We start from the raw sequence: 26,359 nt of genomic DNA on the forward strand, positions 1-26,359 counted from the left end.
ATGCGGTGGTGCCGGCCCCTTGGTACGGGGGACGGGGCCGACACCACGCCAGGGAGTCCGGGTGAACCGGACTGTCAGGAACGCTTGCGACGGGCGACCAGGACGAGACCGCCGCCGAGGGCGAGAGCGGCCGCCGCCATGCCGACGGGTACCAGGGGATCGGAGCCGCCGGTCTCTGCGAGCGGACCGTTCCCGCCGTCCGCTTCGAGGCTGGAACCGCCGTCGTCCGTACCGGCGTTCAGCCCATCCGCACCGGGCGAGGCGGTGGTTCCGCTCGTGCCGGCCGAGGTCCCTGTGCCGGTCTCGCCGGGCTGCTCCTCCCTGGGCTGCTCCTCCCTGGGCTGGGCCTCACCCGGTCGGCCGTCGGAGCCGGAATCGTCGAGGTCGGATTCGGGAGCCTCCTGCGTCACGCCTCCGGTGCCGAATCCGTAGGCGCCACGGTCAGGCGCGCCGCCGGCCCTGCGGGTGCCGGTGGTGACGGCGGTGAACGGAGTGCCCGAACCGATGGCCGGGGAGCCGTCTCGCAGCCGGAAGGCCGTGTCCGCAGTGGTGCTGGCGTCGGCGAACTTCGGGTCGGCGACGATGTCGTGGGGACCCTTGACCTCGGGAGCCTTGCCGCCGAAGTAGACGTTGTAGTCGTAGGTCACGTCCACGTTGCGGGACTTGCTGTTCGTCGCCTGGCCGGGCCGGCCGTACGCGATGTTGTTGAGCAGCTGCACGTCGGTGCTGTCGTGGGCGTAGATGTTGGCGTAGCTCTTCATGCGCGGGCTTCGGCCGTTCAGGTACGCCGTGTTGTGCACGATGTCGACGTGCTGGCTCTTGTAGGAGTGAATTCCCGAGCCGCCGTTGTCGTAGGACAGGTTGCCGGCGACCAGGACGCGTCCTCCGTAGGCGGGGTGGCCCGCGTCGCCCTTGAGCGTGTCGATGATGATGCCGTTGCCGTCGGAGTAGCAGCGGCACCTCTCCCACTTGATCTTGGTCTCGTTGTCGTGGACGCGGTTGCCGGTGATGCGGATCTTGTACGTCCTGGCGTCGGAGTTCCCCACATCGCGCGGGGTGAGGACGGAGATGCCGCTGGTGGCGTAGACCGTGTACCACGAGTTGGAGTACACGTGGTTCGCGGAGATGGTCACGTGGTCGGATTCGATCGCCGATATGCCGCCGCCCGCGCACGCGTGCACCTTGTTGCCGGTCACCTCGACGTGGTGCGACGCGGCACCCGTGGATCTGTCTCGTTCGATCGAGATGCAGTTGGTGTTGTAGGTCGGGTCGCCCTTCTTCGATCCGCGTTCGGCCCCGGCCAGGTTCAGTGCGGCGTTGTTGCCCTTGATCTCAAGGTTCTTGATGGAGATGTAGGACGCGCCGTAGACGCTGATGCCGTTCCACGCCCGCACCGGGTGGATCACCGGCCGGTGGCCGGGGTGTGCGGTGAAGGTGATCGGTGCGCCCGGTCGGCCCGAGCGCTTGATGGTCAGCACGTTGGATCCTGCGGAGCGCTCCGAGTACGTGCCGTTCATGATCGAGACGGTGTCACCGGGGCCGACGCTGTCGGCGGCCTTCTGGAGGGTGCGGAAGGGAGCTCCGGCCGAGGTCCCCGGATTGCCGTCGCTGCCTTCGGGGCTCACGAAGTAGGTGCGGCCTGCCGCGTGCGCCGTACCGGCTCCCACGGTGACCACGCCGAGTGGGGCGGACGATGCGAGCAGTGCTGCGGTCATGGCGAAGGTGCGCGTGCGTTTCATTGGTGCCTGGTCTCCGAGGTCATCCGGACTGAAGCGGGCCGTGTCTCCCTCGGTCGAGAACCGCGCACGGGAAAGAGGGCGCCGGGAGCAGCAGGGCGAGGGCGTCACGCCGTGTATGAGCGGTGCCCGGGACGGTGCGCGACACACGGGTGCGCTCCGAAGTCCGCTGTGGGGGTGGGGTGGTGCGTGAACGACAGTTACAGAAGTGGAAATTGAGCGCAACCCTGTACCGCCTGTAAATATTCTGACGGCAGGTCAGGCGATGCGGGTCGGTGCCGATGGCTGTCGCCGGGTCATTTCGAAGAACCTCTGCGCGGGGGTTGCGAGTTGGCATGCTGGTATATCAGCATGCCGCCATGCCACAGATCGACTATCCAGTGAACAGCGCCGAAGCCCTGCCGCCCGGCTCGCTACCGCCACTGCGCCAGGCCGTCTCCCGAACCGACCGGGTGCGCGAGGCGCTGCGGCAGGCGATCCTCGAAGGTGCGCTTCAGCCCGGAAAGCCCTTGGTGGAGCGGGAACTCGCGGAGGTGTACGGGGTGTCCAAGACCCCGGTGCGCGAGGCCCTGAAGCAGCTCCACTCCACCGGCCTGGTGGAGATCAACGCCTACCAGGGAGTCAGTGTCCGCCGCCCCGACAACCGTCTCGTGCAAGAGCTGTACGCCGCCCGCTGTGCGGCGGAACCCGAGGCCGTTCGTCTGGGTGCGGTCCGTCTCGGTGCGGGCGCCCACGCGGCCGCCCGTCAGGCGCTCCAGGACGCGACCACGCTTATCGGCTCGGGCGAGACGCGCGGTCTGGGCATCGCCAACCGGCGTTTTCACCGCGAGCTCTACAGCGCCTGCGGCAACAGCTTCCTGTGCGGATTCCTGGACCAGCTTCAGGACCTCACGGCCTTCGTGGCCGGCCTCGGCTGGCGGCTGCGTGCCACCTGGGAGGAAGAGGCCGCCGAACACGCGGCGATCCTGGAGGCGATGGAGCAGGGCGACGGTCCGCTCGTCGAACGGCTGACCCGCGCTCACATCGAGAAGGCCAAACAGACCATCTCCCGCGCGCTCGGCGACGGCCTCGGCGACGCCCGGTGAACGTCGAGCTGTTCGCCCACCCGCTCTCCTTCCGCCGGCACCCGCAGGTCCAGGCGGACCGACTGGCCGCCCATGGCGTCGACGGTGTCCACCTGGCGTTCAGCTATCACGGCGGGCGGTGGCTTCTGACGACCAGCGACCCGTGTGCCGTGGCCGACTTCCGGGCCGGGCAGTGGTTCCGCGACGAGGCCGTCCCCGTCGACGGGAACGACCTCGCCCTGCCGCCTCTCGGTGACGACGCGACCACCGCGACGGCCGCCCTGCTGCGGGCCGGCCTCGGTGTGACCGCCTGGCTCGTCGGGCTCCACCAGTCCGGACCCGCCACCCGGCATCCCGAATCGGCCCTGCGTAATGCCTTCGGCCACCACTACCGGCACGCACTGTGCCCGGCACGGCCCGAGGTCCGCGCCTATGCCACCGATCTTGTCGCCCGAACCGCCCGTCGACCCGGTGTCACCGGCCTCGAACTCGAAGCCTTCGGCTACCTGGGCTGGCAGCACCAGAGTGCTCATGACAAACTCGGCGCGGCCCTGCGTCCGGTGGACCGCTGGCTGCTCTCCCTGTGCTTCTGCTCCGCCTGCGCGGAACGCTTCACCGACGCGGGCATCGACGTGCCCGCCCTGGCCGAAACCGTCCGCGCGGCACTGCTCGCCCAACTCGCCGAGCCACGCGAAGCCGGCGACCTCGAAGTCGACGCGCGCACCGCCCTGGGCTCCGACCTGCACGACACCGTTCTCGCCGTGCGCTCGCGAACCACCGTGGCCCTCGTGCGGGACGCCGTCGCCGCAGCCGACGGACTGCCCGTCTCCATACGCACCACCAGTGACCCGTATGCCTGCGACGGCAAGTCCGCCGCCGACACGAGCGCCCTCGCCGCAGCAGCGGGCGCCCTCACCGTCACCGACCTGTCAGGGAATCATGACGCGCTGCGTCGCGAGCTCGCCTCAGCGGCCCGGACCGGCGCGCAGGTGACCGTCGGATGGAACCTGGCCGTTGACCGGACCACCGGCGAGCAGCAACTCGCGGATGTCGCCCGGGACGCGTACGCGGCCGGAGCCCGCTCCCTGGCCCTGTACGCCTACGACCTGGCCCCAGCGCAGCGCCTCGCGTGGCTGAGTGGCCTCTCCCGCCCGATCGGCTGTCCTGGCACGGCCAAGCCCGCACCCCCGCCCCCTCTACCGGAGCCGGTGAAATGACCGGATACCTCGTACGCAGACTCTTCCAACTGATTCCGGTCGCCCTCGTCGTCTCCCTGGTGCTCTTCATGCTCCTGCGGCTGATGCCGGGCGACCCCACGCTCGCCATCCTCGGCCAGGAGGCCACGGAGCAGGACCGAGCGGTACTCCGAGAGGACCTCGGCCTGGACGCACCTTTGTGGCAGCAGTTCACCCAGTGGCTCGGCGATCTGGTCCGCGGCGACCTGGGCAGCTCATGGCTCACCGACGAGAGGGTGAGCACGGTCATCTCCGACCGGTTCGCCGCCACGGTCGAGCTCGGAGTCATCGCGCTGGTCTTCGCCGTTCTCGTCGGGATCCCCGCCGGCCTCCTCGCCGCCGTACGCCGGCGCACCCGTACGGACACCGCGCTGAACTCCGTCGGTCTGGTCGCCCTGTCCGCACCTCACTTCTACCTCGCCGCACTGCTCATCCTCGTCTTCGCCCTGTGGCTCAAGGTCCTCCCGCCCTCGGGATACGTTCCCTTCACCGAGGACCCCGTCGAGAACCTGCGACGCATGGTCCTCCCAGCCGTCACGATCGGCTCCACCATCGCCGCGGTCACCATGCGCCAGACCCGCGCCGCTCTCCTCGCCGCGTTCAACGAGGACTACATCCGCACCGCCGAGGCATCAGGTCTCTCACGCGGCCGGATCGTGGGCGTCTACGCCCTGCGGAACGCCATCGTGCCGGTCGTGACCGTGATCGCTCTCCAGATCGGGGCGCTGATGAGCGCCACCGTCGTCACCGAGACCGTCTTCACCGTTCCCGGCATGGGCACCTTGATCGTCAACGGCATCTTCAGCCGGGATCTCCCCGTCGTCCAGGGCGCCGTGCTGATGGTCGTGGTCCTCGTCCTCCTGGTGAACCTGCTGGCAGACCTGGTTTACGCCTGGCTCGACCCGCGCATCACGTACTGACTCGGCCTCGCCCACAGCGTCACCCGATCCGCGCCTCCCCGCGCGCCGATCAGCACATCCCGCACCGCACGTCCCGCACGCACCTCCTGGAGCGCCGATGGCCATAGACCTCGCGCCGAAAGTCTCCCGCAGACCGGTTCTGGACCGGCTGCGCCGTGACCGCCGCGCCCACATCGCCGTACCCCTGCTGTTCCTCCTGCTCGTGGCCGCTGCCGCCGCACCCTTCTTGTCGGACTCGGTCAGCGCCACGGACACCGGCCGGCTCCTGACCGGCCCCAGTCCCCGGCACCTGCTCGGCACCGACGAGATCGGACGGGACGTCCTGGCCCGGATCGTCGCCGGCGCCGTGGTCACCGTAGGGGTGGCCACCATCACCGTGGGCGCCGCCCTGATCGCCGGCACGGTGCTCGGTCTGATCGCCGGATACCGCGGCGGCTGGGTGGACACCCTCGTGATGCGCGTCTCCGACGGACTGCTCGCGTTCCCCCTTCTCGTCCTCGCCCTCACCGTGGTCGCGGCCCTCGGCCCCGGGCTGCGCAACGCCCTGATCGCCATCGCCGTCGTCACCACCCCGCGTTTCGCCCGCGTGGTCCGGGGCGAGGTGCTCTCCCTGCGCACCCGTGAATGGGTCTCCGCCGCACGTATCGTGGGCGTCACACGGACGACGATCATGCGCCGTCACCTGCTGCCCCACCTCGCCGGCACCCTGCTGGTGTTCGCCGCCCTCCAGGTGTCCACCGCGATCATGGCCGAGGCCGCGCTGAGCTTCCTCGGGCTGAGCGTCCAGCCACCGCAACCGAGTTGGGGCGCGATCGTCGCCAGTGGCACCGACCACCTGAGCGCGAGCTGGTCGCTCAGCGTCTTCCCCGGGCTCGCGATCCTCCTCACCGTCGCCGCGTTCAACCTGCTCGCCGACGCCCTGCGCGACGCGCTGGACGCCCACCGCCCGGACCTCGCACCCGCGCGCTGAGCCGTCTCCCAGCCCTCCACCCCCTTCCCCCGTACAGAGGAAGTGCTTCGTCATGCCCAGTTCCACGCCGCCCCGGATACCACGCCGCACCGTCCTGGCCGGTGCCGCAGCCACAGCGGCCATCGCCACCCTGGCCGGATGCGGTTCCTCGGACTCCTCCGACGGAACCTCCGGGGGAACGCTCACCGCCGGTTTCGACAACGAGCCCGTCACCCTCGACCCGGCGCTGAGCTCCGCCATCTCCTCCGACCGCAACGTCCTCAACCTGTTCTTCGACACCCTGCTGCGTCAGCGCCGCGACGGGACCTTCGAGCCGGCCCTCGCCACCCGATGGACCGACACGGGCACCGAGATCACCTTCGAGCTCCGCCAGGGCGTGACGTTCCACGACGGCACCCCGTTCGACGCCGACGCGGTCGTTCTCAACCTGAAGCGGATCTCGGATCCCGCCACCCGCTCCACCAAGACGGCCGCACTGGCCTCCATCCGTGACGTGAAGGCAACCGGCCCTCGGACCGTCACGGTCACCCTGAAGGCGGCCGATCCGCTGCTGCTCACCCAGCTCGCCCACGAGCCCGGCATGATCGCCTCGCCCACCGCGCTCGCCAAGGGGGCCGACGAGTTCGGCCGCAGGCCGGTGGGGACCGGCCCCTTCACGTTCCGCCAGTGGCGGACCAAGGTCCAGCTCACCGCCGAGCGCAACAAGACGTACTGGGCCAAGACCGAGGAGGGCACCGCGCTGCCGCTCCTCGACAAGGTGGTCCTGCGCTTCGTCACCGAGGCCAAGGTCCTGCGCGCCGAACTGTCCACCGGAGGGGTGCAGCTGGTGCGCGCCCTCCCCCCGGAGGAGTACAAGCAGCTGGCCGACGCCCCGCGGGTCACGATCAAGGACGAGGGCGTACGCCGCAACTACTACGCCTCGCTCAACGTCACCAAGGGACCCTTCCGCGACCCGCGGGTACGCGCGGCCTTCGCGATGGCCGTCGAGCGCAGGTCCGTCGGCAAGGCCGCAGCAGGCGGCGACTTCGACATCGCCCCCTCCTTCGCCACCTCCGACGACTGGTTCTACGACGACGCCCTCGCCCCCCTGCCGTACGACCCCGAGAAGGCCCGCGCCACCCTGGACAAGGCCGGACTGCGCGGAAAGGTACCCATCACCCTCGTCGCCCGCCGCCGCGCCCCCGACCCCACCGTCGGAGAACTGCTCCAGAGCCAGCTCACCGCGGCGGGATTCGCCCCCAAGGTGGAGATCCTCGAATTCCAGACCCAGCTGGAACGCATGCGGAATCAGGACTTCGACGCGGCGATCCTCGTCATCGACATCCCCCGTCTGGACCCCTCCCTCACCTTCGACCCGTACTTCGCCAGCGACGGCCCGAGCAACTGGTCGGGCCTGAAGGACTCCGCACTCGACGCCCTGCTCGACAAGGGACTGAGCACGGACGACCGCGCCGTGCGCAAGCAGGCGTACGTCGACGTGCAGCGCCGCATCCTGGAGAACAACTACTGGGTCTTCCTGCACCAGGCCAAGTCACCGCTGATCCACAGCAGCGACCTCAAGGGCGTCGGCCTCGACGTCGACGGCCAGTGGCGCCTCGAGCGTGCCCGGCTCGGCGCCTGAGGGGCCCATGATGACCCTCCTCGACATCAGCCGGCTCGGCGTCACCTTCCACAGCGCCTCCGACGAGCCACCCGTGCGCGCTGTGGACGACGTCAGCCTGCACATCGACACCGGCGAAACCCTCGCCATCGTGGGCGAGTCCGGTTCCGGCAAGACCGTCACCGCCCTGAGCCTGCTCGGCCTCAACCCGCCCCCGCCCCTGTGCGAGACCACCGGGTCGATCCTGCTGGACGGCACCGACCTGCGAGGCCTGGACCGACGCTCCTGGCGGGAGGTACGCGGCAACCGGGTCGCCATGGTCTTCCAGGACCCCGGCACCGCCCTCAACCCGCTGCTGTCCATCGGCACACAGATCATGGACGCCGTCCGCGCGCACGAACGCATGAGCCGCGAGCAGGCGCGGAAGCGGGCGGTCGAGGCGTTGACCCGGACCCGCCTGCCCGAGCCCGAGAAGCGCCTGACCCAGTACGTCCACGAACTGTCCGGAGGCATGCGCCAGCGCGCCGCCATCGCCCTGGCGATCGCCGCCCGCCCACGACTCCTCATCGCCGACGAACCCACCACCGCCCTCGACGCCGCCGTCCAGGCCGAGATCATGACCATGCTCCGCTCGCTGTGCGACGACCTCGGCATGGGCCTGATCCTCATCACCCACGACCTCGGCGTGGTCGCCGAACAGGCCGACCGGGTCGCGGTCATGTACGCCGGGCGGATCGTCGAGAGCGGACCCACCGCCCAGGTCCTGGCCGATCCCCGCATGCCCTACACCCAGGCACTCCTGGCAGCGACCCCGCGTCTGGACGCACCCGCCCGCACCCGCCTCGCCTCCATCGAGGGCCGGCCACCCCGGCTCAGTGAACGCCCCCCGGGCTGCTCCTTCGCGCCACGCTGCCCGGTTCGCACGGAGAGCTGCGAAAGCGCCGTGCCCCCGCTGCTCACCGTCGGCGAGAACCACGCGGCGGCGTGCCTGTTCGCCGACGCACCACGCGAACGGCCCCTGCCGCTGCCCGTGACGACCGACGACCTGCCCCAGGACGCCGACCAGGAGGGCGGCACGCCGCTCGTCGAGTTCGACGCCACCGACCTGCGCTATCCGGTCCGCACCGGAGCGCTGCGCCGTATCACCGGGCACGTCGACGCCGTCCAGCAGGTGAGCCTGAAGGTCGCGCCGGGACGGACGCTCGCTCTCGTGGGGGAGTCCGGCTCGGGCAAGACCAGCCTGACCAAGATGCTGCTGAGGCTGGAGACCCCCTCCGGGGGAACCGTCCGCTACGACGGCATCGACGTCCGACGGCCGTCCGCCTCGGAGCTGCGGCGGCTCCAGCGGGAGGTCCAGGTCGTCTTCCAGAACCCGTACGCCAGCCTCGATCCCCGTATGACGGTCCGCGAGATCCTCGCCGAGCCGATGCGGGTCCATGGTCTGGACACCGCGGAACCCGAGCTCGTACGCCTCCTCCAGGACGTCGGCCTCGACGCGTACGCGCTGGACCGCTTCCCCTCCGCCTTCTCCGGCGGACAGCGCCAGCGCATCGCGATCGCCCGGGCCCTGTCCCTGCAGCCACGGCTGATCGTCTGCGACGAGGCCGTCAGCGCCCTGGACGTCTCCGTCCAGGCCCAGATCCTGAACCTGCTCGCCGACCTCCAGGCCGCCCACGGCATGGCCTACCTCTTCATCACCCACGACCTCGCCGTCGTCAGATCGGTCGCCCATCGCATCGCCGTCATGCGCCAGGGCCGGATCGTCGAGGAAGGCCCGGCCGACCGGATCTACGAGACCCCCTCCCACCCGTACACCCGCGAACTGCTCTCGATGGCCCCGGGGCGCACCTCGCCCCGCCTCGCCGGCGCGGAGAGCACTCCCGGCACCGACAAGGAACGGAGCATCACATGGCCGAAGTGACCCGAGTCCGCCTGACCTCGATCAACACGCCGCGGCACAACAGCATCACCTGCGGACACATCCTCGTCGAACTCCTCACCGACGACGACGCGCTGACGGGCCTCGGTGAGATGTCCGACCTCCAGCACCTCCCGCGCTACCACCTCGACGTACCGGAACTGGAAGCCACCCTCAACGAGATCCTCGTGGGCCTCGACGCACTCCAGATCACCGAGATGGAACGCCGCCTGGAAGCGAACTTCCCCCAGGCCGGATACATCTACGACAAGAGCCGCGCCATCAAGTGCGGGGTCGACATCGCCTTCTGGGACCTGGCCGCGAAACAGCTCGGTCTCCGGGTGTGCGACCTGCTCGGCGGCGCGGTCCGAGAGTCCGTGCCCATCGCGTATCCGATCTTCCGCCAGCAGCACGAGGAGGACGTCGAACGCAATCTCGCCATGGTGGGACAGCGACTGGAAGAGGGCTTCACCTTCTTCCGCGTGTACGTCGGACGCCGCCTCGACCTGGACGAGCGATTCCTGCGCACCGCCCGCGAACGGTTCGGCGACCGCATCACCATCAAGTCCCTGGACTTCTCGAACCTCCTCGACGCCAAGGCGGCCTGCGCCTTCGCCGAACGGGTGGCCGACGTCGGCTACGACCTCGTCGAGTCGCCCGCCCCGCACCATGACATCCGCGGTCTGGTCCGGGCCCGCGACCGGCTCGCCGTCCCGATCAGCGAGCACGTCTACGGCTTCCGGTGGGCACTGGACCTCGTCGCCGCGGACGCGGTGGACGTGTTCAACGTCAGCGTCATCGCCATCGGCGGGATCACACCGGCCCGCCGGATCTTCGCGATAGCCGACGCCGCCGGCAAGGCGTGCCTGGTCGGCACCACGCAGGAACTGTCCATCGGCACGGCGGCCGCCGCCCACATCGCCATGGCGATGTCGGCCGTCACCGTCCCGAGCGACCCGGTCGGACCGCTCCTCTACACACGGGACGTCGTCACCGACCCCGTCCGCTACACCGGCGGCCTGCTGTCCGTGCCGCAGGGCCCCGGCCTCGGCATGACGCTCGACCCCCAGCGGCTGTCGGCTTCCGCCGGACCGCTGACCTGGGCGGCCACCAGCGCCGCCGCTGTCGTCGACCGGCAGGTGGCCGCCACGTGAGCGACGCACCGCAGCCGACGAGTGACGCCCGTGCCGAAGGCCGCTTCACCGGCCGGGTCGCGCTCGTCACCGGAGGCGCACGCAACATCGGTCTGGCCATCGCATGGAGGCTTGCCCAGGAAGGCGCGGCGGTCGCCCTCAACGGCCCCGACCCGACCGAGACCGAAGCCGCAGCCGCAGCCATGCGCGACAGGGGAATGTCCGCGGTGGCCTGCCCCGGCGACGTATCCGACGCCCGTCAGGTCGACGCCTGCCTCAACCGTACGGTCGATGTCCTCGGCGGACTCGACCTGCTGGTCAACAACGCGGCCGCACCCATGCTGGGTCGTGGTCCGCTGCTCGACATCGACGTCGCCGACTGGGACCGCAGTTTCGCCGTCAACGCGCGCGGGCTGTTCCTGTGCACGGTGGCAGCCGCCCGGGTGATGTCGGCCGGCTCCTCGATCGTGAACATCTCCTCGGTCGGGGCCACCCGTGCCCACCGGGCCGCCGTCGCCTACGACGCCAGCAAGGGCGCCGTCGACGCGGCGACCCGTGCGATGGCCCTGGAGCTCGCGCCCCGAGGGATCCGCGTCAACGCGGTCGCCCCCGGCCCTGTCATCAACGACCGCTTCGCCCTCCTCGATCCGGCCCAGCGGCAGACCCGCGCGCAGCCGGTCCCACTCGGCCGGGTCGGCGACGGATCCGATGTCGCCGGGGCCGTCGCGTTCCTCGCCTCGGCGGACGCGTCCTTCATCACCGGACAGGTGCTGAACGTCGACGGGGGACTGAGCGCGCAGCTCAGGCCGCCGGGGACCGACCCCGCTCTCGACCGTCCCGTCCCCTGACCTGCCGCATCACCGTCCCGCTCCCTGCCCGCCAGCTGTTCTGCCGCACCGAAGGAAGCCCGACATGACCCAGCCCCCCCGGCAGCCCCTCGACCCCGATGATCTGGCCGCCCTGGGCGAGGCCAGCACCGCCACCATCACCACCCAACTCTTCAAGCACGGCCTGCGCAACACCTTTCTGGCGGGCCTGACCTGTGTCACGCCCGACGCCAGGCGCATGGTCGGCGAAGCCTTCACCCTGCGCTACATCCCGGCCCGCGAGGACATCGACACCCTCGAGGTCTACGACGACTACGACCACCCGCAGCGCGTGGCGGTCGAGCAGGCCGGCCCCGGCCAGGTTCTCGTCGTGGACTGCCGCGGCCAGGGACGCGCCGCCGCCGCGGGCAACATCCTGCTGACCCGCATGGCGGTCAACGGCGCCGCCGGCGTGGTCACCGACGGCACCCTGCGCGACATCGAGGAGATCAGCCGCCTGCCCCTGCCCGTCTTCGCCACCGGGGCGGCCGCCATGACCAACCTCGCCCAGCACCACGCGGTCGACCTGCAAGTCCCCATCGGATGCGCCGGCGTCGCCGTCTACCCCGGGGACGTCATGGTCGGCGACGCCGACGGTGTGGTCTGCGTACCCCGCCACCTCGTCCCGGTCATCGCCAGGGCGGCCCGGGAACAGGAACTGCAGGAGGCGTTCATCGTCGCCCGCGTGGCAGGCGGCGCCCCCCTGCGCGGCACCTACCCCCCGGACGAGGCGACCCGCCGCGCCTACGACGAGTCGCGCGGCACGCTGCCGGCGACCGACTGAACCCCGTCCGCCCGGCGCCCTCCGACCGCGCCGGCGGCCCAGTCTCCGGAGCGCCGGCAACCGGCGCTCCGGCAGCACGACCCACATCCCGTTCACCGATCGATTCGCCCTCCCCCGCAGAAGGCAGGAATCATGGTCAACCCCGCTCCATCCGGCTCTGTACGTTCCCGTCACGGGAGCACCGTCCCGCTCCTCCTCTCCGCCGCTCTGGTCGGCGCCCTGATCTCCGTCGCCTCGGCAGGCCCGGCCGCCGCGGCGAACCTCTCCAGCACCTTCGACGCCGTCGCGCCCGGCTCTCCCGCTCCCGGCTGGACGTCCAGCGGTGACGTCACAGTCCAGGACGTGACCGGCACCGTCGACCGAAGTCTTCGCCTGCGAGACGTCTCCACCACGGCCAACACCACCGCCGCCGCCACGTTCGGAACCACGACGTCTACCGTCGTCGCCGGATTCCGGCTGCGAGCCGCCCAGTCCACCGCCACGGTCGGCGTACACCTCGACAGCTCGGGCGGCCACAGCGTCACAGTCGCCATGAGCCCCACCGGCCGCCTCTACACCTACGACGGCGCGACCCGGATTGACCTCGGCACCTACGTCGCCAACCGCTGGTACGACATCCGTCTCGTCGCCCGCCCCGGCACCGCCACTGCCGACCTCCACATCGACGGCGAACGCCGCGCAGCCGGGCTGCGTTTTCGCACCTCCACCACCGATCTGGCCAGCCTGCAGGCCGGGGTCTCCGTGGCCGATACCGGCACCGCCTACCTCGACGACGTCCGCACCACCGCCGAGGCATCCCCGACGGCCTGGCCGCACCTCGGCACGATCGCCCCCCGCACGGCCGCACAGGTGGGCACCTCCCAGCTGCTCGTCGGGGCCGAGACCCTCGACCGCGACTACACGAACTACCAGGCGTACGCCCCCTACCTGGGGCGGCTGGGCGCGACCGGGGTCCGCCTGCAGGGCGGCTGGGCCAAGACCGAGAAGACGAAGGGGGTCTACGACTGGACATGGCTCGACCGCATCGTCGACGACGCCACGGCCCGCGGCGTCAGGCCCTGGCTCCAGCTGTCCTACGGCAACGGCATCTACACGGGCGGCGGAGGCGCCGGTCTCGGCGGCCAGATCCCGACGTCCACCGAGGCCCTGGCCGCCTGGGACGCCTGGGTGACCGCCATGGTCAAGCGATACGAGAACCGGGTCACCGAGTGGGAGATCTGGAACGAGCCCAACCTCGCCGGCATCCCGGCAGCCACGTACGCCGACTTCTTCGCCCGCACGGCGGCCCGCGTCCGCGCCGAACAGCCCGACTCCGTCATCTACGGGCCGGGCGAGGCCGGCATCGACGTCCCGTACACCAACGACTTCCTCGTCCGGCTCTCCGGACAGGGCAAGAGCCACCTGCTCGACGGCATCAGCTACCACCCCTACAACCCCAACCCCGACGACGTCTGGACCTACCAGCAGGTCGACAGGATCCGGGCCCTGATCAACCAGTACGCACCCGGAGCCGTACTCAGGCAGGGCGAGAACGGAGCCCCCAGCGCACCCAACAGCTTCGGCGCGCTCGGCGACCTCGACTGGACCGAACTGAGCCAGACCAAGTGGTTCCTGCGCCGCCTCACGCACGACCTCGGCCAGGGCATCAGCACCAGCGCCTTCAGCATCTCCGACCTCCACTACCCCTCGAAGATCAACAGCAAGGGCCTGCTCCAGACCAACAGCGACAAGTCGATCCGCTACGCCAAGCCGTCCTACTACGCGGTCCAGACCCTCGCTGCCGTCATCGACAGCTCGGTGACGGCGCTGCCGGCCTACCCCTTCACCACCGACTCCGCCACCACCCTGACCGTCCAGGGCTTCGCGAAGCGCGACACCGGACGCCAGATCGTCGGCGTCTGGAACGGCACCACCACCCCGGGCGACAGCACCACCCGCACCCCGGTCCGCCTGACCCTCCCCAACGGCGACTTCACCGACCCCGTCTACGTCGACGTACGGACCGGTGCCGTCTTCGACATCCCCGCCGCCGACTGGACGGTATCGGGGAGCACCCACACCTTCCGCAACGTGCCGGTGTACGACTCGCCCGTCCTCATCGCCGACCGCTCCGCGATCAGGCTCTAGAAACCGCCGGGTCCCGCCCCCTCCCCCGGGCGGGGCCCGGCTTCGAGGAGACCCCCATGCACGCCACCGCACGAGCGGCCCTGCGGTCGGTCGTCGGACCCGGTCACTTCCGGGAGACGGACGGCGAACTCGTCCCCTACAGCCGGGACGCGACCCCGCTGTTCCACGCCCGGCCCGACGCCGTCGTCTTCCCGGCCGACACCGCCGAGGTCGCCGCCGTCCTCGACATCGCCACCCGCTACGCCGTCCCCGTGATCCCACGCGGCGCCGGCTCCAACCTGTGCGCCGCCACCGTCGCCTCCCGAGGAGGCGTCGTCCTGGTCCTGACCCGTCTGAACCAGATCCTCGAGATCGCTCCGGCCGAACTCCTGGCCCGGGTCCAGCCCGGCGTCACCAGCGCGGCCCTGGCCGAAGCAGCCTCCCGCGACGGCCTCTTGTGGGCCCCCGACCCCGGCAGCCGCACGGTGGCCACCATCGGCGGCACGATCGCCACCAACGCCGGCGGCCTGCGCGGCCTCAAGTACGGCGTCACCCGCGACTACGTCCTCGGTCTGGAGGCGGTCCTGCCCACGGGAGAGGTGATCCGCACCGGAGGCCGCCTCCACAAGGACGTCGCCGGATACGACCTCACCCGGCTCCTCACCGGCTCCGAAGGCACCCTCGCCGTCATCACCGAAGCCACCCTCGCCCTGCGGCCCGCCCTTGCGACTGCCGGTACGGGAGTCGCCTACTTCCCCGATCTGGCAGCCGCGGGCCGGGCCGTCACCGCGATCATCGCCGCCGGGATCCTCCCCGCCACCCTCGAATTCCTCGACCGTTCCTGCGTCCAGGCAGTGGAGGACTTCGCCCGTCTCGGGCTGCGCACCGACGCGGGGGCACTGCTTCTCTTCGGCGACGACGGCGAAAGCGACACGGTCGCCCGCGCCCTGGAGCGCATGAGTGACGTCTGCACGGCCCACGAAGCCCTCGACGTCACGACCGCAGCCGAAGTGGCGCAGGCCGAGGCCCTCCTCGCCGCTCGGCGATGCGCACTTCCCGCCCTCTCCCGGCTGGGTGAGCTGACCATCCTGGAGGACGCCACCGTGCCCCGGCCCCGCATCGCGGAGATGGTCGACCGCATCGACGCCATCGGAGCCCGACACGGCGTCACGATCGCCACCTTCGGCCACGCCGGCGACGGCAACCTTCACCCCACCTGCGTGGTGAAGTCCCAGGACGACACGGATGCCATCGCCCGCGCGGAGAGCGCCTTCGCCGACATCTTCGCCGCCGCGATCGACCTGGGCGGCACCATCACCGGCGAACACGGCGTCGGCGCGGCCAAACTCCCCTACCTGACCACGCAGCTGGGCGCCGACCAGATCGACCTCCTGGGCCGGCTGAAGACGGCCTTCGACCCGGCCGGCATCCTCAACCCCGGAAAGCTGGGTTCATGACCGACCGCACAGGCGCCGCCCCCCTGCCGAAGCCCGTCTTCGACCCGGACCTCCTCTCCCGCTGTATCTCCTGCGGCTTCTGCCTCCCCGCCTGTCCCACCTACGCCGAGACCGGTGACGAGGCGTCCTCGCCCCGGGGCCGGATCAACCTCATGCGCGCCTTGCAGACCGGCGATCTCGAACCCGACGACCCCACGCTGAGGGAACAGTCCTCGCAGTGCCTGGGCTGCCGCGCCTGCGAACCGGCCTGCCCGGCCGGCGTCGAGTACGGGCAGCTGCTGGAGCAGTGGCGCGACCACCAGTGGCGCGGACGCCGGATGCCCGTTCTCGCCCGTGCCCTCATGCTGGCCGCCGGCCGGCGGGTCCTCTTCCGCCTGCTGGGACGACTGCGGGGAACCCCGCCCACGGCCGTCGCCGAGACCCCGGCCGTCGGCTCCGGTGGGGCCTCGCTCATGCTCGGGTGCTTCGAGCGCGTCCTCTTCCCGCGCGTCGGCCGCGCGGCTCTCGCCCTCGTCCCCGGACTGACCGCCCCAGCCGGCCAGGGCTGCTGCGGCGCGCTGCACGCCCACAACGGCGACACCGCCACCGGTGAGCGCCTCGCGCACCGGATGGGCGAGGACCTTCCCGGCACCATCGTCACCACCTCCGGCGGCTGCGCCGCCCACCTCGCCTCGGTCCTCGGCAGGGACCGCGTCCGCGAACTCTCCGAGCACCTGGCCAACGGCTCCGCGTACCGCCCCCTCGGCGAACTCCGGGTCGACGGCCGCCGGGCCCGTGTCGCGCTCCAGGACTCCTGCCACCTGCGCAACGGCCTCGGAGTGTGGACCGCCCCGCGTGATCTGCTCGCCGGAATCGCCGACTACGTCGAACTCCCCTCGGCCGGCACCTGCTGCGGTGCCGCCGGGACCTACTCCCTGCTGCGACCCCGTGAATCGCGTCGCATCCTCACCGCCAAGATCGACGAGATCGAGGCCGCCGGTGTCGACTTCGTCGCCGCGGTCAATCCGGGGTGTCTGCGCCAGCTCCGCACCGGCCTGCGCCGCAGATGCTCACGGGTCAAGGCCGTGCACCTGGCCGAACTCCTGCTCACGGCAGGAGAGAAGAGCCTTCCGAGCGCCTAGGGGCGCCCAGCGATCCGCCCGGGAAACCGACTCCAGCCCTCCGCGACACAACTGAGAGAAGACATGCCCTCCCGCTGCCCGCTCGACCCCCTGCCCATCAAAGCCGCCCGCGCCGCCGCTCCCGTTCTCGCCGCACTCACCCCGTCCGAGGTCGGCTCACTCCTCCGAGACCTCGTCGACGTGCTCCGCGAGCACACCGACGAACTGGTCGCCCTCGCGGAGGAGGAGACCCGCCTCGGCGACGTCAGGCTGCGGAGCGAGGTACTGCGTACCCGCGTACAACTGGAGATGTTCGCCGAGATCGCCGAAGAGGGCGCCCACCTCGATGTCATGATCGACCGGGCGGACGACACGGCTGTCCCCGCCCCGCGCCCGGACGTACGCCGCATGCTCGTCCCGCTCGGCCCGGTCGCCGTCTTCACCGCTTCCAACTTCCCCTTCGCCTTCTCGGTCCTCGGCGGTGACACCGCCAGCGCGCTCGCCGCCGGCTGCCCGGTCGTCGTCAAGGCCCACGAGGGCCACCCCCGTCTCACCGACCGGACCGCCGCCCTCGCGGCCGAAGTCCTGCCACCGGGGGCGCTTTCCGTCGTCCACGGCCGCGAGGCGGGCCGCGCCCTCGTCACCGACCCCGCCGTCCAGGCCGTGAGCTTCACCGGCTCCACCACTGGCGGCCGGATGCTCTTCGACCTCGCCTCCGCCCGCCCCGACCCGATCCCGTTCTACGGAGAACTGGGCTCGCTCAACCCCGTGGTGGTCACTTCCCAAGCGCTCGCCGCTCGCGGCCCCGTCCTCGTGAGCGAGTACATCGCGTCCGTCACCCGCAGCCAGGGCCAGCTGTGCACCAAGCCTGGCCTGCTCTTCCTGCCCGAACGGCACGACCTGGACGAACTTCTCCGCCTGGCCCTCACCCAGACCTCTCCCGCGCCGATGCTGGGATCCTGGATCGCCGAGGCCTACCGCACGACCCTCGACGAGCTGGCCACCCACCCCGCCGTCCGGCGGATCGCGACCGCACCGACCGGCCCCCACCACACCGACCGACCAGCCGACGGTCCCTCGGCGGAACTCCTCACCGTCACGGCTCGCGACCTGCGCGCCCATCCCGAACTCCTCCGGGAATGCTTCGGCCCGGCATCGACCGTCGTCACCTATGCCTCCACCGAGGATCTGCTCACCACCCTCCGTGAGCTCCCGGGCAGCCTCACGGCCACGGTGCACGGCCAGGAAGAGGCGGACGAGGAACTGGCCCGCGAGATCTGGTCCGCTCTGCGGGCAGGCCGCCTGATCTGGAACGACTGGCCGACGGGAGTGGCGGTCACCCGCGCCATGCACCACGGCGGCCCTTGGCCGGCCACGACCAACCCCCTGCACACCAGCGTGGGCGGCACAGCCGTCGCCCGGTGGCTGCGCCCGGTCGCCTACCAGAACATGCCCGAGGCATTGCTGCCGTACCCGTTGCGGACCGCCAACCCATGGCAGGTACCGCAGCGCACAGGGGTGTGACAAGGCGGACCTCTCCGTCCGGTCCACCGAACAGGAAAGGTCTCGGAACCGAAGCGGAGAAACACCTCGGTCACCGCCACTTCGTGGAGCCGACTGCTTCCTTCACGACAGCGCCCGAGTTCACCGTGCTCGCCGGACGCACGGAGATCGGGACCGCCGACCCCACCGTCCTCACCGAGGAACGCCCGGGCCCGCCGTCCGCTCCTGGCCGGCCGCGGCTGGCAGGCCGCCTGCATCGACCGGGCCGGATGCCGCCCTCTTCGTCGAACCCGTCGGAGACGGCGGCATCGCACGACTGGTGCACTGGACCGTTCGGCCCCTACCCCCCGCCGGGAACCCGCGCGATGCTGGGAAGGAGGAGGACTCGTCGCATGCGCAGGATCCGCGCAGTCCTCCGGGCGACCTGGGAAAGTTCTCTTCTTGTCGCCGCTGTCGGCGGGCCTCGCGCGGGCGTGACGTGGTCCTCGTTCTGAGGAGCGGTGTCATGGGCGTGTTGATCGTCCTTCTGATCGTCCTGGCCGTGCTGGCCCTGGTGGGGCTGGCGATGGCCGTCAAGATCGTCAGGCAGTACGAGAAGGGGGTGCTGTTCCGGTTCGGCCGGCTGATCGGTGTCCGGGAGCCGGGGCTGCGGCTGATCGTGCCGTTCGTGGACGTCCTGCACCGGGTGTCGCTGCGGATCGTCACCATGCCCATCCAGTCCCAGGGGATCATCACCCGCGACAACGTCAGCGTGGACGTCTCCGCGGTCGCCTACTACCGCGTCGTCGACGCCGTGAAGTCGGTCATCGCCGTCGAGAACGTCAGCGCGGCCATCAACCAGATCGCGCAGACCACCCTGCGCAAGGTCGTCGGACAGCACACCCTGGACGAGACCCTGTCGGAGACCGACCGCATCAACGTCGACATCCGCGAGATCCTCGACATCACCACCACCGACTGGGGCGTCGAGGTCACCCTGGTCGAGCTGAAGGACATCCAGCTGCCCGAGAGCATGAAGCGCGCCATGGCCCGCCAGGCCGAGGCCGAGCGGGAGAAGAGGGCGAAGATCATCAGCGCCGAGGGCGAATCGATGGCCGCGGCGGCACTCGGCGACGCCTCCGACACCATGATGGCCCACCCCCTCGCCCTCCAGCTGCGCAACCTGCAGAGCCTGGTCGAGATCGGGGTGGACAAGAACAGCACCGTCGTCTTCCCCGCCCCCCTCATGAGCACCATCGGCGAACTCGGCACGTTCCTCGCCCGCGAGACGGCCGCCGCCGCACAGCGGGACGACAATCCGGCGGACACCACCATGGCCGTCGTCCTCCCGCCCCCGGTCAACGGAGCCGCCAAGCCCTCGTGACAGCCGAAGCAGCCGTCCTGGGACCTCTCCCACCTCGGCGCCGCCCGCGCCGAGGTGGGAGCGTGGGGTCGCCGCTTGCCACCGGTGCGTCCACGACCGGTCGCGGACGCATTGCGCGCGGGTCGCCAGAAGCCCAGCCCTCGACGGTGACATGGCCTTCCTCCGTCGCGGCGTTCCCCGCCCGGACACAGTGCCGTCCGCCGGTACGGGGACCTGGGAGATGCGGGCAGCGGTTCCGGCCCCTTGCACTCGGTTTCCGGTACCTCGGACACTGGCCTCCAGCCGGAGAACGAGGGACGATGGAAGTAGCCCTCGGCGGGCAGACAGGCGCGTTCCCCGATCCGTCCCGTCCTGGCACCGCCGTGGCAGCCTGCCGCTCGCGGGTCACGCCCACCGGACGCACGAGACCAGGCACTCCATGCCCGGTACCTACGCGCTGATCAGTCCCGACGGACTCCTGCACTTCCACGACGGCATCCCCGGCACGTCGGCCCAGGCCGGTGACCCGCCCCGCATGACTCCCGCCACCTTTAGCATCCAGCATGCCGGTTGGGGCGGCCCCGGCCTCCACGGCCACACCACCGCCGCCGGCGGCCCCGTCGGCGCCCACCGCCGCTTCAACCACGTCGCCTCGTCCGTCGCGTCCGTGCTGGGAGGACCCGACCAGAGCCTCCTCGACAGCCTGGTCATCTGGGGGGAACGCGACGAGCCCGGCTCGGGCCCAGCCGTCACCTGCGGTCTCACCGAAGCGCAACAGCACCTCATCCACGACGTCCACCGAGCCGTCCTCAAGGAAGCCGGCATGGACCCCCACGGACGAGGCGACTAACTCCCCGACGCCACGCACCCGTAGGGAGATCACGCGGCAACGCCGCGCCTCCGCCGAAGAGCACGCAGGGGCACGAGAAAGCGCGCCCCGCACGCCGTCGCACACGGTCTTCTCGGATCGCTGAACCCTTGATCTACGCGACGGTCGGCGAGTCTTCGGTGATCAGTGCGTCCTTCCACCAGCTGGGAGGAGTGGGCCGCTCCCCGAAGGTCGGCCGGACGGTGGGTTCGCCCTGGACGACCATCGCCTGCGCGACCGTTTCCGTCTGGCGGGCGACGACCGCTTCCTTCGTGATGTTGAACACCGTGAGGTCCTGCGTCTGGGGGACCGGTCCTTCGTAGGCGGTGCGCAACTGCTGGAAGATGCCTTCGACCAGCGGTGGTACGAGCATGGTGTGCCACAGGGCCGCCATACGCGGCTCGACGAGCGAGAACACCTTGCCGGCCATCCGAGGCACCGTGTGGATGCCCATGATCGTTTCGAACTTGTCGATCGGCCTTCCCGTGAGGGCGGCCAGCAGGTCCGCGGAGGGGAAGCACTCGTGGATCAGGAGGTCCACACCGTTCTCGGCGGCCCGGACCAGGGGCCAGCAGGGGCGGGTGTCACCGGAGTGCACGACGCTCAGGCCGACGTAGTCGATCCGGTAGCCTACGGCGCCGTCGAGCCCGTGCACCACCGGGAACGCGGTGATCGTGACCCCGTGGTCCTCGTAAACGGTGTGCGTCTTCGTCGCGGGGAACTCTGCCACGTGCATCTGCGCGCTCTCGTTGCTCGTGAACCCGCGGGTCGACTCGGTGTCCCAGGCGCACGCCTCGGCGATGCATTCGACTGCGCGGGCGGTTCCGAACCGCGGTTCCGAACCGCGGTTCCGAACCGCTGGGGCCCCAGACGTGGAGCGGGCCCGCTCTCCCCGCCTTGCGGAAGCTTCCGAACAGCGTGATCAGGTCGGCCGTGTGGTCGGCGTGCAGATGGCTCAGGAAGACCTTGTCCAGCCCGTTCACGGGGAGCTTCAGGCACAGGAAGTTCGCCAGCGATCCGCTGCCGACGTCGAAGAGGAACATGTCGCGCTCGGCGTTGCCCACTTCGACGAGTACGCTGCCCGACGCCTGGGCGCGGGTCGGGGGCGGGTTGCCGCTCCCGAGCACCGTCACCCGCATCTCCCCTTCCCCCAGCTCCTCCCACGAGGGGACGAACACGTCGGGACAGGTCTGCGCGGGCGTGCCCACGACGGGCGTGTGCTGGAACGGGCCGTCGCCAACATCGTCGAGAACGCCGTCAAGTACAGCCCGCCCGGGGAGCCGGTCCTCGTCGCGGCGAGCGCCCTCGCCGACCGCGTCGAACTCCGTGTCGTCGACCGCGGTCCCGGCGTCCCCGACGAGGCCAAGGACCGCATCTTCGGCGCCTTCCAGAGGTACGGCGACGCCCCGCGCGGTGAAGGGGTCGGCCTCGGCCTCGCCGTGGCGCGCGGCTTCCTGGAGGCGATGGGGGGCACGGTGACGGCGGAGGACACCCCTGGGGGCGGGCTGACCATGGTGCTCGGCCTGCGTACGCCGGACGGACCCTCGCCGTCACGTCCGGCTGTCTCCCCGGAGAAGACGACATGAGGCCGGTGGAGGGCCTGGTCGTGTCAGTCGGAGTCCGGTCGGGTGCCCGGCACTTGAAGCGGCAGGTCGCAGGGGAATTCCCGCCCTTCCCGCAGGAACGTGAGGCGGACCGTGAGGACACGCGCGGACTGGGCGACGGCCGGCTGCCCGCTGATCGAGCCGTCCGTGTGACCGCCGTCGTCGCTCAGGCCGTACGCCCCGCCCCAGTCGGTGTACTCGTTGCCGACGTCGTCACGTGCCTCCAGCGCCAGCAGGACGGGCGACCCGCCTTCCTGCCCCTCGGGGAGGGGCGGCCTGACCGTGTAACGGACGGTGAACGAGTCCTCGTCCAGCGACAGACTGTCGACGACGAGCTCGTGGTTGCCGCCGAGGATGCGGGCTGTGGGGCGGGGGGTCCGACTGTTCATGGGGGCTCACGCGCTTCCGGGCTGGGGAACCTGACAGGTGATCCAACGATCGGCGGTTCCAGGGCGGTGCGCAGAAGGCATCGGCGTAGACCGAGCGCAGCGCCTCGGTGCGGGCGAGCACGTCTCCCTGGCAGTGGGGGTCCGTTGTCACCCTGGCCCGCCGGCTCGGACACCCTCGTCAGCGATCATCCTCGGTTACTGCGCTCCCTTCATGCCGGAGGCTGGCAGTAAGGGGCACGGCACCATCGACGGTCTGCTTCGGGAGCGGGGAGTCTGGCTTGCCAGCCGAAACTCCCCAGATTCTCCCCAGCGTCGTTGGTCGGCGATTGCTGCCTCGACGCCCCGAAGAAGTCACCCGTGGATTGCAAGGCTGAATAGATGGGCGGCCTGGGAAAGTGCTTGAAAAGGTCGCAGTCGCCTGCCATGTGGCACCCATGTGTGAGGCTGGCTCGCTGCCAGGGATCGTCGAGGTCGCCGACCTGGGCACTTTGTCGCCCAAACTCCCCGGATTCTCCCCAGGGTATGGGCCGCCCGGTCGTAGACCGCAGAGTCCTTCCGTTGATTGCCAGGGGACTGAGGCGTATAGCCTGAGGAAATGCTTACAGAGGTGACAGCGACCCGCTATGTCACGCCCTTGCGTGAAGGTGGATCGCTCCCCGGGATCGTCGAGGCGGACGATTACGGCACATACGTCATGAAGTTCACCGGCGCGGGACAGGGCCGCAAGACCCTAGTCGCCGAGGTGATCTGCGGGCAGCTCGCCCGCCGGCTCGGGCTGCGGGTGCCCGAGCTCGTCACGATCCAGCTCGACCCGGTCATCGGGCTCTCCGAACCCGACCAGGAGGTGCAGGAGCTGCTCAAGGCGAGCGGCGGGCTCAACCTGGGCATGGACTTCCTGCCGGGGTCGCTGGGCTTCGACCCGCTGGCGTACGAGGTGGACCCGGCCGAGGCGGGCCGGGTCGTCTGGTTCGACGCGGTGATCAACAACGTCGACCGGTCCTGGCGCAACCCGAACATGCTCGTCTGGCACGGCGACCTGTGGCTCATCGACCACGGCGCCACCATGATCTGGCACCACAACTGGCCCGGGGCGCAGGCGTCCGCCGCGAAGCCGTACGACGCCTCCGACCACGCGCTCGCCCCCTTCGCGCCCGACGTCGCCGCCGCGGCCGCCGAGCTCGCCCCGCTCGTCACCCGCGAACTCCTCGACGAGGTCGCCGCCGACGTGCCCGACGAGTGGCTCGTCGACGAGCCCGGCTTCACGGGCCCGGACGAGGTGCGCGCCGCCTACGTCGAGGCGCTGCTGCCCCGCGCCGCCACCATCCACGAGCGGATCACGCTCGGACCGCGCACCGAGAACCGGCCCCAGCGGCCGCCCGGCTGGCTCGCCGAACGCCTCGCGCCCCGCGCGCGCCCCACCGGGGAGCCCGCCGACCGGGCCACCGGGAAGCCCGCCGAGAAGTCCACCGAGAAGCCCGTCGAGAAGGACAGCACCACGTGAGCGACCGCGACGTCTTCGAGTACGCGCTGCTGCGCGTGGTGCCGCGGGTCGAGCGCGGCGAGTGCTTCAACGCGGGCGTGGTCGTCTACTGCCGCGCCCGCTCCTTCGTGGCCGCCCGCACGCACCTGGACGAGGCCAAGCTGACGGTGCTCGACCCGGCGGCCGACGTGACCGGCGTACGGGCGGCCCTGCGCGCCGTCGAAGGGCTCTGCCTCGGCGGGGACGCGGCCGGACAGGCCGCGCGCGACGACGCGGGGCGCCGCTTCCGCTGGCTGATCGCGCCGCGCTCCACGGTCGTGCAGCCGGGGCCCGTGCACACCGGCCTCACCGCCGATCCCGAGGCCGAGGTGGAGCGGCTGCTCGATCTCCTCGTGCGCTGAGCGCCCGCGCCCGGACGCAGGGTGACCAGGTGCACCCGGTGGGCCGTTGACACCGGGTGCCAGGGCTTCTAGCGTCTCGTCTGCGGACGATACTAAGCGGTCGCTCATGTGCGGGACGCAGGAGCGGACGCCGGTCCGGCCGCCACCAGGGACGATCCAAGGGCGAGGAGAACCAAGCATGTCCACCACCGAGCAGCGCGTAGCCGTCGTCACGGGTGCCGCACGGGGCATCGGCGCGGCCACCGCGCTCCGCCTCGCGGCCGAGGGCCGCGCCGTCGCCGTACTCGACCTCGACGAGGCGGCCTGCAAGGACACCGTCGAGAAGATCACCGCCGCGGGCGGTACCGCCCTCGCGGTCGGCTGCGACGTCTCCGACGCCGCCCAGGTGGAGGCCGCCGTCGCGCGCGTCGCCGCCGAGCTCGGGGCGCCGACGATCCTCGTCAACAACGCGGGCGTGCTCCGCGACAACCTGCTCTTCAAGATGTCCGAGTCGGACTGGGACCTCGTCATGAACGTGCACCTCAAGGGTGCCTTCCTGATGGCGAAGGCCTGTCAGAAGCACATGGTGGACGCGGGCTTCGGCCGGATCGTCTCCCTCTCCTCCTCCTCGGCGCTCGGCAACCGCGGCCAGGCCAACTACTCCGCGGTCAAGGCCGGCCTGCAGGGCCTCACCAAGACCCTCGCCAAGGAGCTCGGCAAGTTCGGCGTCACCGCCAACGCCGTCGCCCCGGGCTTCATCGTCACCGAGATGACCGCGCAGACCGCCGAGCGCGTCGGCATGGGCTTCGAGGAGTTCCAGGCCGCCGCCGCCTCCATGATCCCGGTGCAGCGGGTCGGCCGTCCCGAGGACGTCGCCAACGCGATCGCCTTCTTCACGGGCGACGACGCCGGCTTCGTCTCCGGCCAGGTCATGTACGTGGCCGGCGGCCCGCTCAACTGACGACCGGCAGCGGCAGAGACAGGAGGAGACGGACATGAGCACGCAGGAACCGCCGGAGCTGTCCGGCAGGGTCGCCCTGGTCACCGGAGCGAGCCGCGGCATCGGCTACGGCATCGCCGAGGCGCTGGTCGCCCGCGGCGACCGGGTCGTCATCACCGGGCGCGGCGAGGAGGCCCTCAAGGAGGCCGTGGAGCGGCTCGGCGCGGACCGGGCGATCGGCGTCCCCGGCAAGGCCCACGACGAGGCCCACCAGGCCGCCGCCGTCGAGGCGGCGATGGACGGCTTCGGCCGGGTGGACTTCCTGATCAACAACGCCGGGACGAATCCGGTCTTCGGCGCCATCGCGGACCTGGACCTCAATGTGGCCCGCAAGGTCTTCGAGACCAATGTGATCTCCGCGCTCGGTTTCGCGCAGCGGACCTGGCACGCCTGGCAGAAGCAGAACGGTGGGGCGATCGTGAACATCGCCTCGATCGCCGGCGTATCCGCCTCGCCCTTCATCGGGGCGTACGGAATGAGCAAGGCCGCGATGGTCAATCTGACCCTTCAGCTGGCGCATGAATTCGCGCCGGTCGTGCGAGTCAACGCAATCGCCCCGGCAGTTGTCAAGACCAAATTCGCGCAGGCTCTCTACGAGGGCCGCGAGGCGGAGGCCGCCGCCTCCTATCCGCTCGGCCGGCTCGGCGTTCCGGCGGACATCGGCGGCGCGGCCGCCTTCCTCACCTCCTCCCAGTCGGAGTGGATCACCGGCCAGACGCTCGTCGTCGACGGCGGGATTTTCCTGAACGCCGGAGTCGGGTGACCGATAACCGGACACTTTCCGGAATTCGTGTCCGGATTGAGCCCGGTTCTGCATCGAATGCCTCAAGTGCCCCGTCGGGCTCGAACATTGACCTGGCGGGGTGCTGCGGTATCGTCGGCCGACCCATGGCTGAACGAGGAG

Annotated in this window: 22 protein-coding genes and 3 pseudogenes; 21 read left to right on the forward strand and 4 right to left on the reverse strand. The window is 70.7% G+C overall.

Translation table 11 applies throughout. The annotated features are described in order from the left end of the window. Nucleotides 1-74: 74 nt before the first annotated feature. Complete coding sequence (locus AB0398_RS05210) at nt 75-1,739, reverse strand: right-handed parallel beta-helix repeat-containing protein (protein ID WP_366372427.1); 1,665 nt, start codon at nt 1,737-1,739, stop codon at nt 75-77. Nucleotides 1,740-2,095: 356 nt separating this feature from the next. On the opposite strand from AB0398_RS05210, the gene AB0398_RS05215 reads away from it, so the two are divergent. From AB0398_RS05215 to AB0398_RS05290, 16 genes and pseudogenes are all read left to right on the forward strand, one after another. Beyond that, nucleotides 2,096-2,821, forward strand: a complete 726-nt coding sequence (locus tag AB0398_RS05215) for a GntR family transcriptional regulator (protein WP_209497960.1) — start codon at nt 2,096-2,098, stop codon at nt 2,819-2,821. Beyond that, nucleotides 2,818-4,017: a hypothetical protein gene (locus AB0398_RS05220; RefSeq protein WP_366372428.1), complete on the forward strand. Its 1,200-nt coding sequence runs from the start codon at nt 2,818-2,820 to the stop codon at nt 4,015-4,017. Before AB0398_RS05215 ends, AB0398_RS05220 begins: the two co-directional genes overlap by 4 nt. Continuing rightward, entirely contained in the window at nt 4,014-4,955 is a 942-nt protein-coding gene (locus tag AB0398_RS05225) for an ABC transporter permease (RefSeq protein WP_366372429.1), read from the forward strand. The genes AB0398_RS05220 and AB0398_RS05225 overlap by 4 nt, the downstream gene beginning before the upstream one ends. Nucleotides 4,956-5,052: 97 nt before the next feature. After that, the gene (locus tag AB0398_RS05230) at nt 5,053-5,925 is read left to right on the forward strand and encodes an ABC transporter permease (protein ID WP_366372430.1); all 873 of its coding nucleotides are present in this window, start codon (nt 5,053-5,055) and stop codon (nt 5,923-5,925) included. 52 nt (nt 5,926-5,977) lie between these two features. Next, on the forward strand, nt 5,978-7,546 hold the full coding sequence (locus AB0398_RS05235) for an ABC transporter substrate-binding protein (RefSeq protein ID WP_366372431.1): 1,569 nt from the start codon (nt 5,978-5,980) through the stop codon (nt 7,544-7,546). 10 nt (nt 7,547-7,556) lie between these two features. Beyond that, nucleotides 7,557-9,446: an ABC transporter ATP-binding protein gene (locus tag AB0398_RS05240; RefSeq protein WP_366372432.1), complete on the forward strand. Its 1,890-nt coding sequence runs from the start codon at nt 7,557-7,559 to the stop codon at nt 9,444-9,446. Continuing rightward, nucleotides 9,434-10,597 carry an enolase C-terminal domain-like protein gene (locus AB0398_RS05245; protein WP_366372433.1) on the forward strand — a complete coding sequence of 388 codons (1,164 nt, stop codon included), beginning with the start codon at nt 9,434-9,436 and terminating at the stop codon, nt 10,595-10,597. The genes AB0398_RS05240 and AB0398_RS05245 overlap by 13 nt, the downstream gene beginning before the upstream one ends. After that, the gene (locus AB0398_RS05250; protein ID WP_366372434.1) at nt 10,594-11,424 is read left to right on the forward strand and encodes a glucose 1-dehydrogenase; all 831 of its coding nucleotides are present in this window, start codon (nt 10,594-10,596) and stop codon (nt 11,422-11,424) included. Before AB0398_RS05245 ends, AB0398_RS05250 begins: the two co-directional genes overlap by 4 nt. A gap of 64 nt (nt 11,425-11,488) precedes the next feature. After that, a complete protein-coding gene (locus AB0398_RS05255) occupies nt 11,489-12,226 on the forward strand; it encodes a ribonuclease activity regulator RraA (RefSeq protein WP_366372435.1) in 738 nt (245 codons plus the stop codon). 132 nt (nt 12,227-12,358) lie between these two features. Further along, nucleotides 12,359-14,353 (forward strand): hypothetical protein, encoded by a 1,995-nt coding sequence (locus AB0398_RS05260; protein ID WP_366372436.1) that lies wholly within the window; start codon nt 12,359-12,361, stop codon nt 14,351-14,353. Between the two features lie 56 nt (nt 14,354-14,409). Next, entirely contained in the window at nt 14,410-15,789 is a 1,380-nt protein-coding gene (locus AB0398_RS05265; RefSeq protein WP_366372437.1) for an FAD-linked oxidase C-terminal domain-containing protein, read from the forward strand. Next, on the forward strand, nt 15,786-16,910 hold the full coding sequence (locus AB0398_RS05270; RefSeq protein ID WP_366372438.1) for a (Fe-S)-binding protein: 1,125 nt from the start codon (nt 15,786-15,788) through the stop codon (nt 16,908-16,910). Before AB0398_RS05265 ends, AB0398_RS05270 begins: the two co-directional genes overlap by 4 nt. Before the next feature lie 63 nt (nt 16,911-16,973). Then, nucleotides 16,974-18,413: an aldehyde dehydrogenase (NADP(+)) gene (locus AB0398_RS05275; protein ID WP_366372439.1), complete on the forward strand. Its 1,440-nt coding sequence runs from the start codon at nt 16,974-16,976 to the stop codon at nt 18,411-18,413. Between the two features lie 41 nt (nt 18,414-18,454). Further along, nucleotides 18,455-18,705, forward strand: a pseudogene (locus AB0398_RS05280) (ATP-dependent helicase); the annotation flags it as partial. Nucleotides 18,706-18,897: 192 nt separating this feature from the next. Continuing rightward, the gene (locus AB0398_RS05285) at nt 18,898-19,755 is read left to right on the forward strand and encodes a slipin family protein (RefSeq protein WP_329852423.1); all 858 of its coding nucleotides are present in this window, start codon (nt 18,898-18,900) and stop codon (nt 19,753-19,755) included. Between the two features lie 418 nt (nt 19,756-20,173). Then, nucleotides 20,174-20,584: a hypothetical protein gene (locus AB0398_RS05290; RefSeq protein WP_366372440.1), complete on the forward strand. Its 411-nt coding sequence runs from the start codon at nt 20,174-20,176 to the stop codon at nt 20,582-20,584. Nucleotides 20,585-20,717: 133 nt separating this feature from the next. Here the strand turns inward: AB0398_RS05290 and AB0398_RS05295 are convergent, their stop codons facing one another. Continuing rightward, nucleotides 20,718-21,404 carry an MBL fold metallo-hydrolase gene (locus AB0398_RS05295; RefSeq protein WP_366373001.1) on the reverse strand — a complete coding sequence of 229 codons (687 nt, stop codon included), beginning with the start codon at nt 21,402-21,404 and terminating at the stop codon, nt 20,718-20,720. A gap of 82 nt (nt 21,405-21,486) precedes the next feature. Further along, nucleotides 21,487-21,741: pseudogene (locus AB0398_RS05300) on the reverse strand (MBL fold metallo-hydrolase); the annotation flags it as partial. Nucleotides 21,742-21,819: 78 nt separating this feature from the next. Here AB0398_RS05300 and AB0398_RS05305 point away from each other — a divergent pair. Then, nucleotides 21,820-22,188 (forward strand): annotated as a pseudogene (locus tag AB0398_RS05305) (sensor histidine kinase); the annotation flags it as partial. Between the two features lie 23 nt (nt 22,189-22,211). Here AB0398_RS05305 and AB0398_RS05310 read toward each other — a convergent pair. Continuing rightward, entirely contained in the window at nt 22,212-22,595 is a 384-nt protein-coding gene (locus AB0398_RS05310; RefSeq protein ID WP_329852227.1) for a hypothetical protein, read from the reverse strand. Nucleotides 22,596-23,190: 595 nt separating this feature from the next. Here AB0398_RS05310 and AB0398_RS05315 point away from each other — a divergent pair. The 4 genes from AB0398_RS05315 (at nt 23,191) to AB0398_RS05330 (ending at nt 26,218) form a co-directional block, all read left to right on the forward strand. Continuing rightward, nucleotides 23,191-24,096: a HipA family kinase gene (locus AB0398_RS05315; RefSeq protein WP_366372441.1), complete on the forward strand. Its 906-nt coding sequence runs from the start codon at nt 23,191-23,193 to the stop codon at nt 24,094-24,096. Further along, nucleotides 24,093-24,476: a DUF3037 domain-containing protein gene (locus AB0398_RS05320; RefSeq protein WP_366372442.1), complete on the forward strand. Its 384-nt coding sequence runs from the start codon at nt 24,093-24,095 to the stop codon at nt 24,474-24,476. Before AB0398_RS05315 ends, AB0398_RS05320 begins: the two co-directional genes overlap by 4 nt. A 178-nt stretch (nt 24,477-24,654) precedes the next feature. Continuing rightward, nucleotides 24,655-25,416, forward strand: coding sequence for a 3-oxoacyl-ACP reductase FabG (gene fabG / locus AB0398_RS05325; protein WP_366372443.1), 762 nt, complete (start codon nt 24,655-24,657; stop codon nt 25,414-25,416). 34 nt (nt 25,417-25,450) lie between these two features. Beyond that, a complete protein-coding gene (locus AB0398_RS05330) occupies nt 25,451-26,218 on the forward strand; it encodes an SDR family oxidoreductase (RefSeq protein ID WP_366372444.1) in 768 nt (255 codons plus the stop codon). Nucleotides 26,219-26,359: the final 141 nt, after the last annotated feature.

It is taken from the genome of Streptomyces sp. NPDC086147 (assembly GCF_040702165.1).
Classification (GTDB): domain Bacteria; phylum Actinomycetota; class Actinomycetes; order Streptomycetales; family Streptomycetaceae; genus Streptomyces.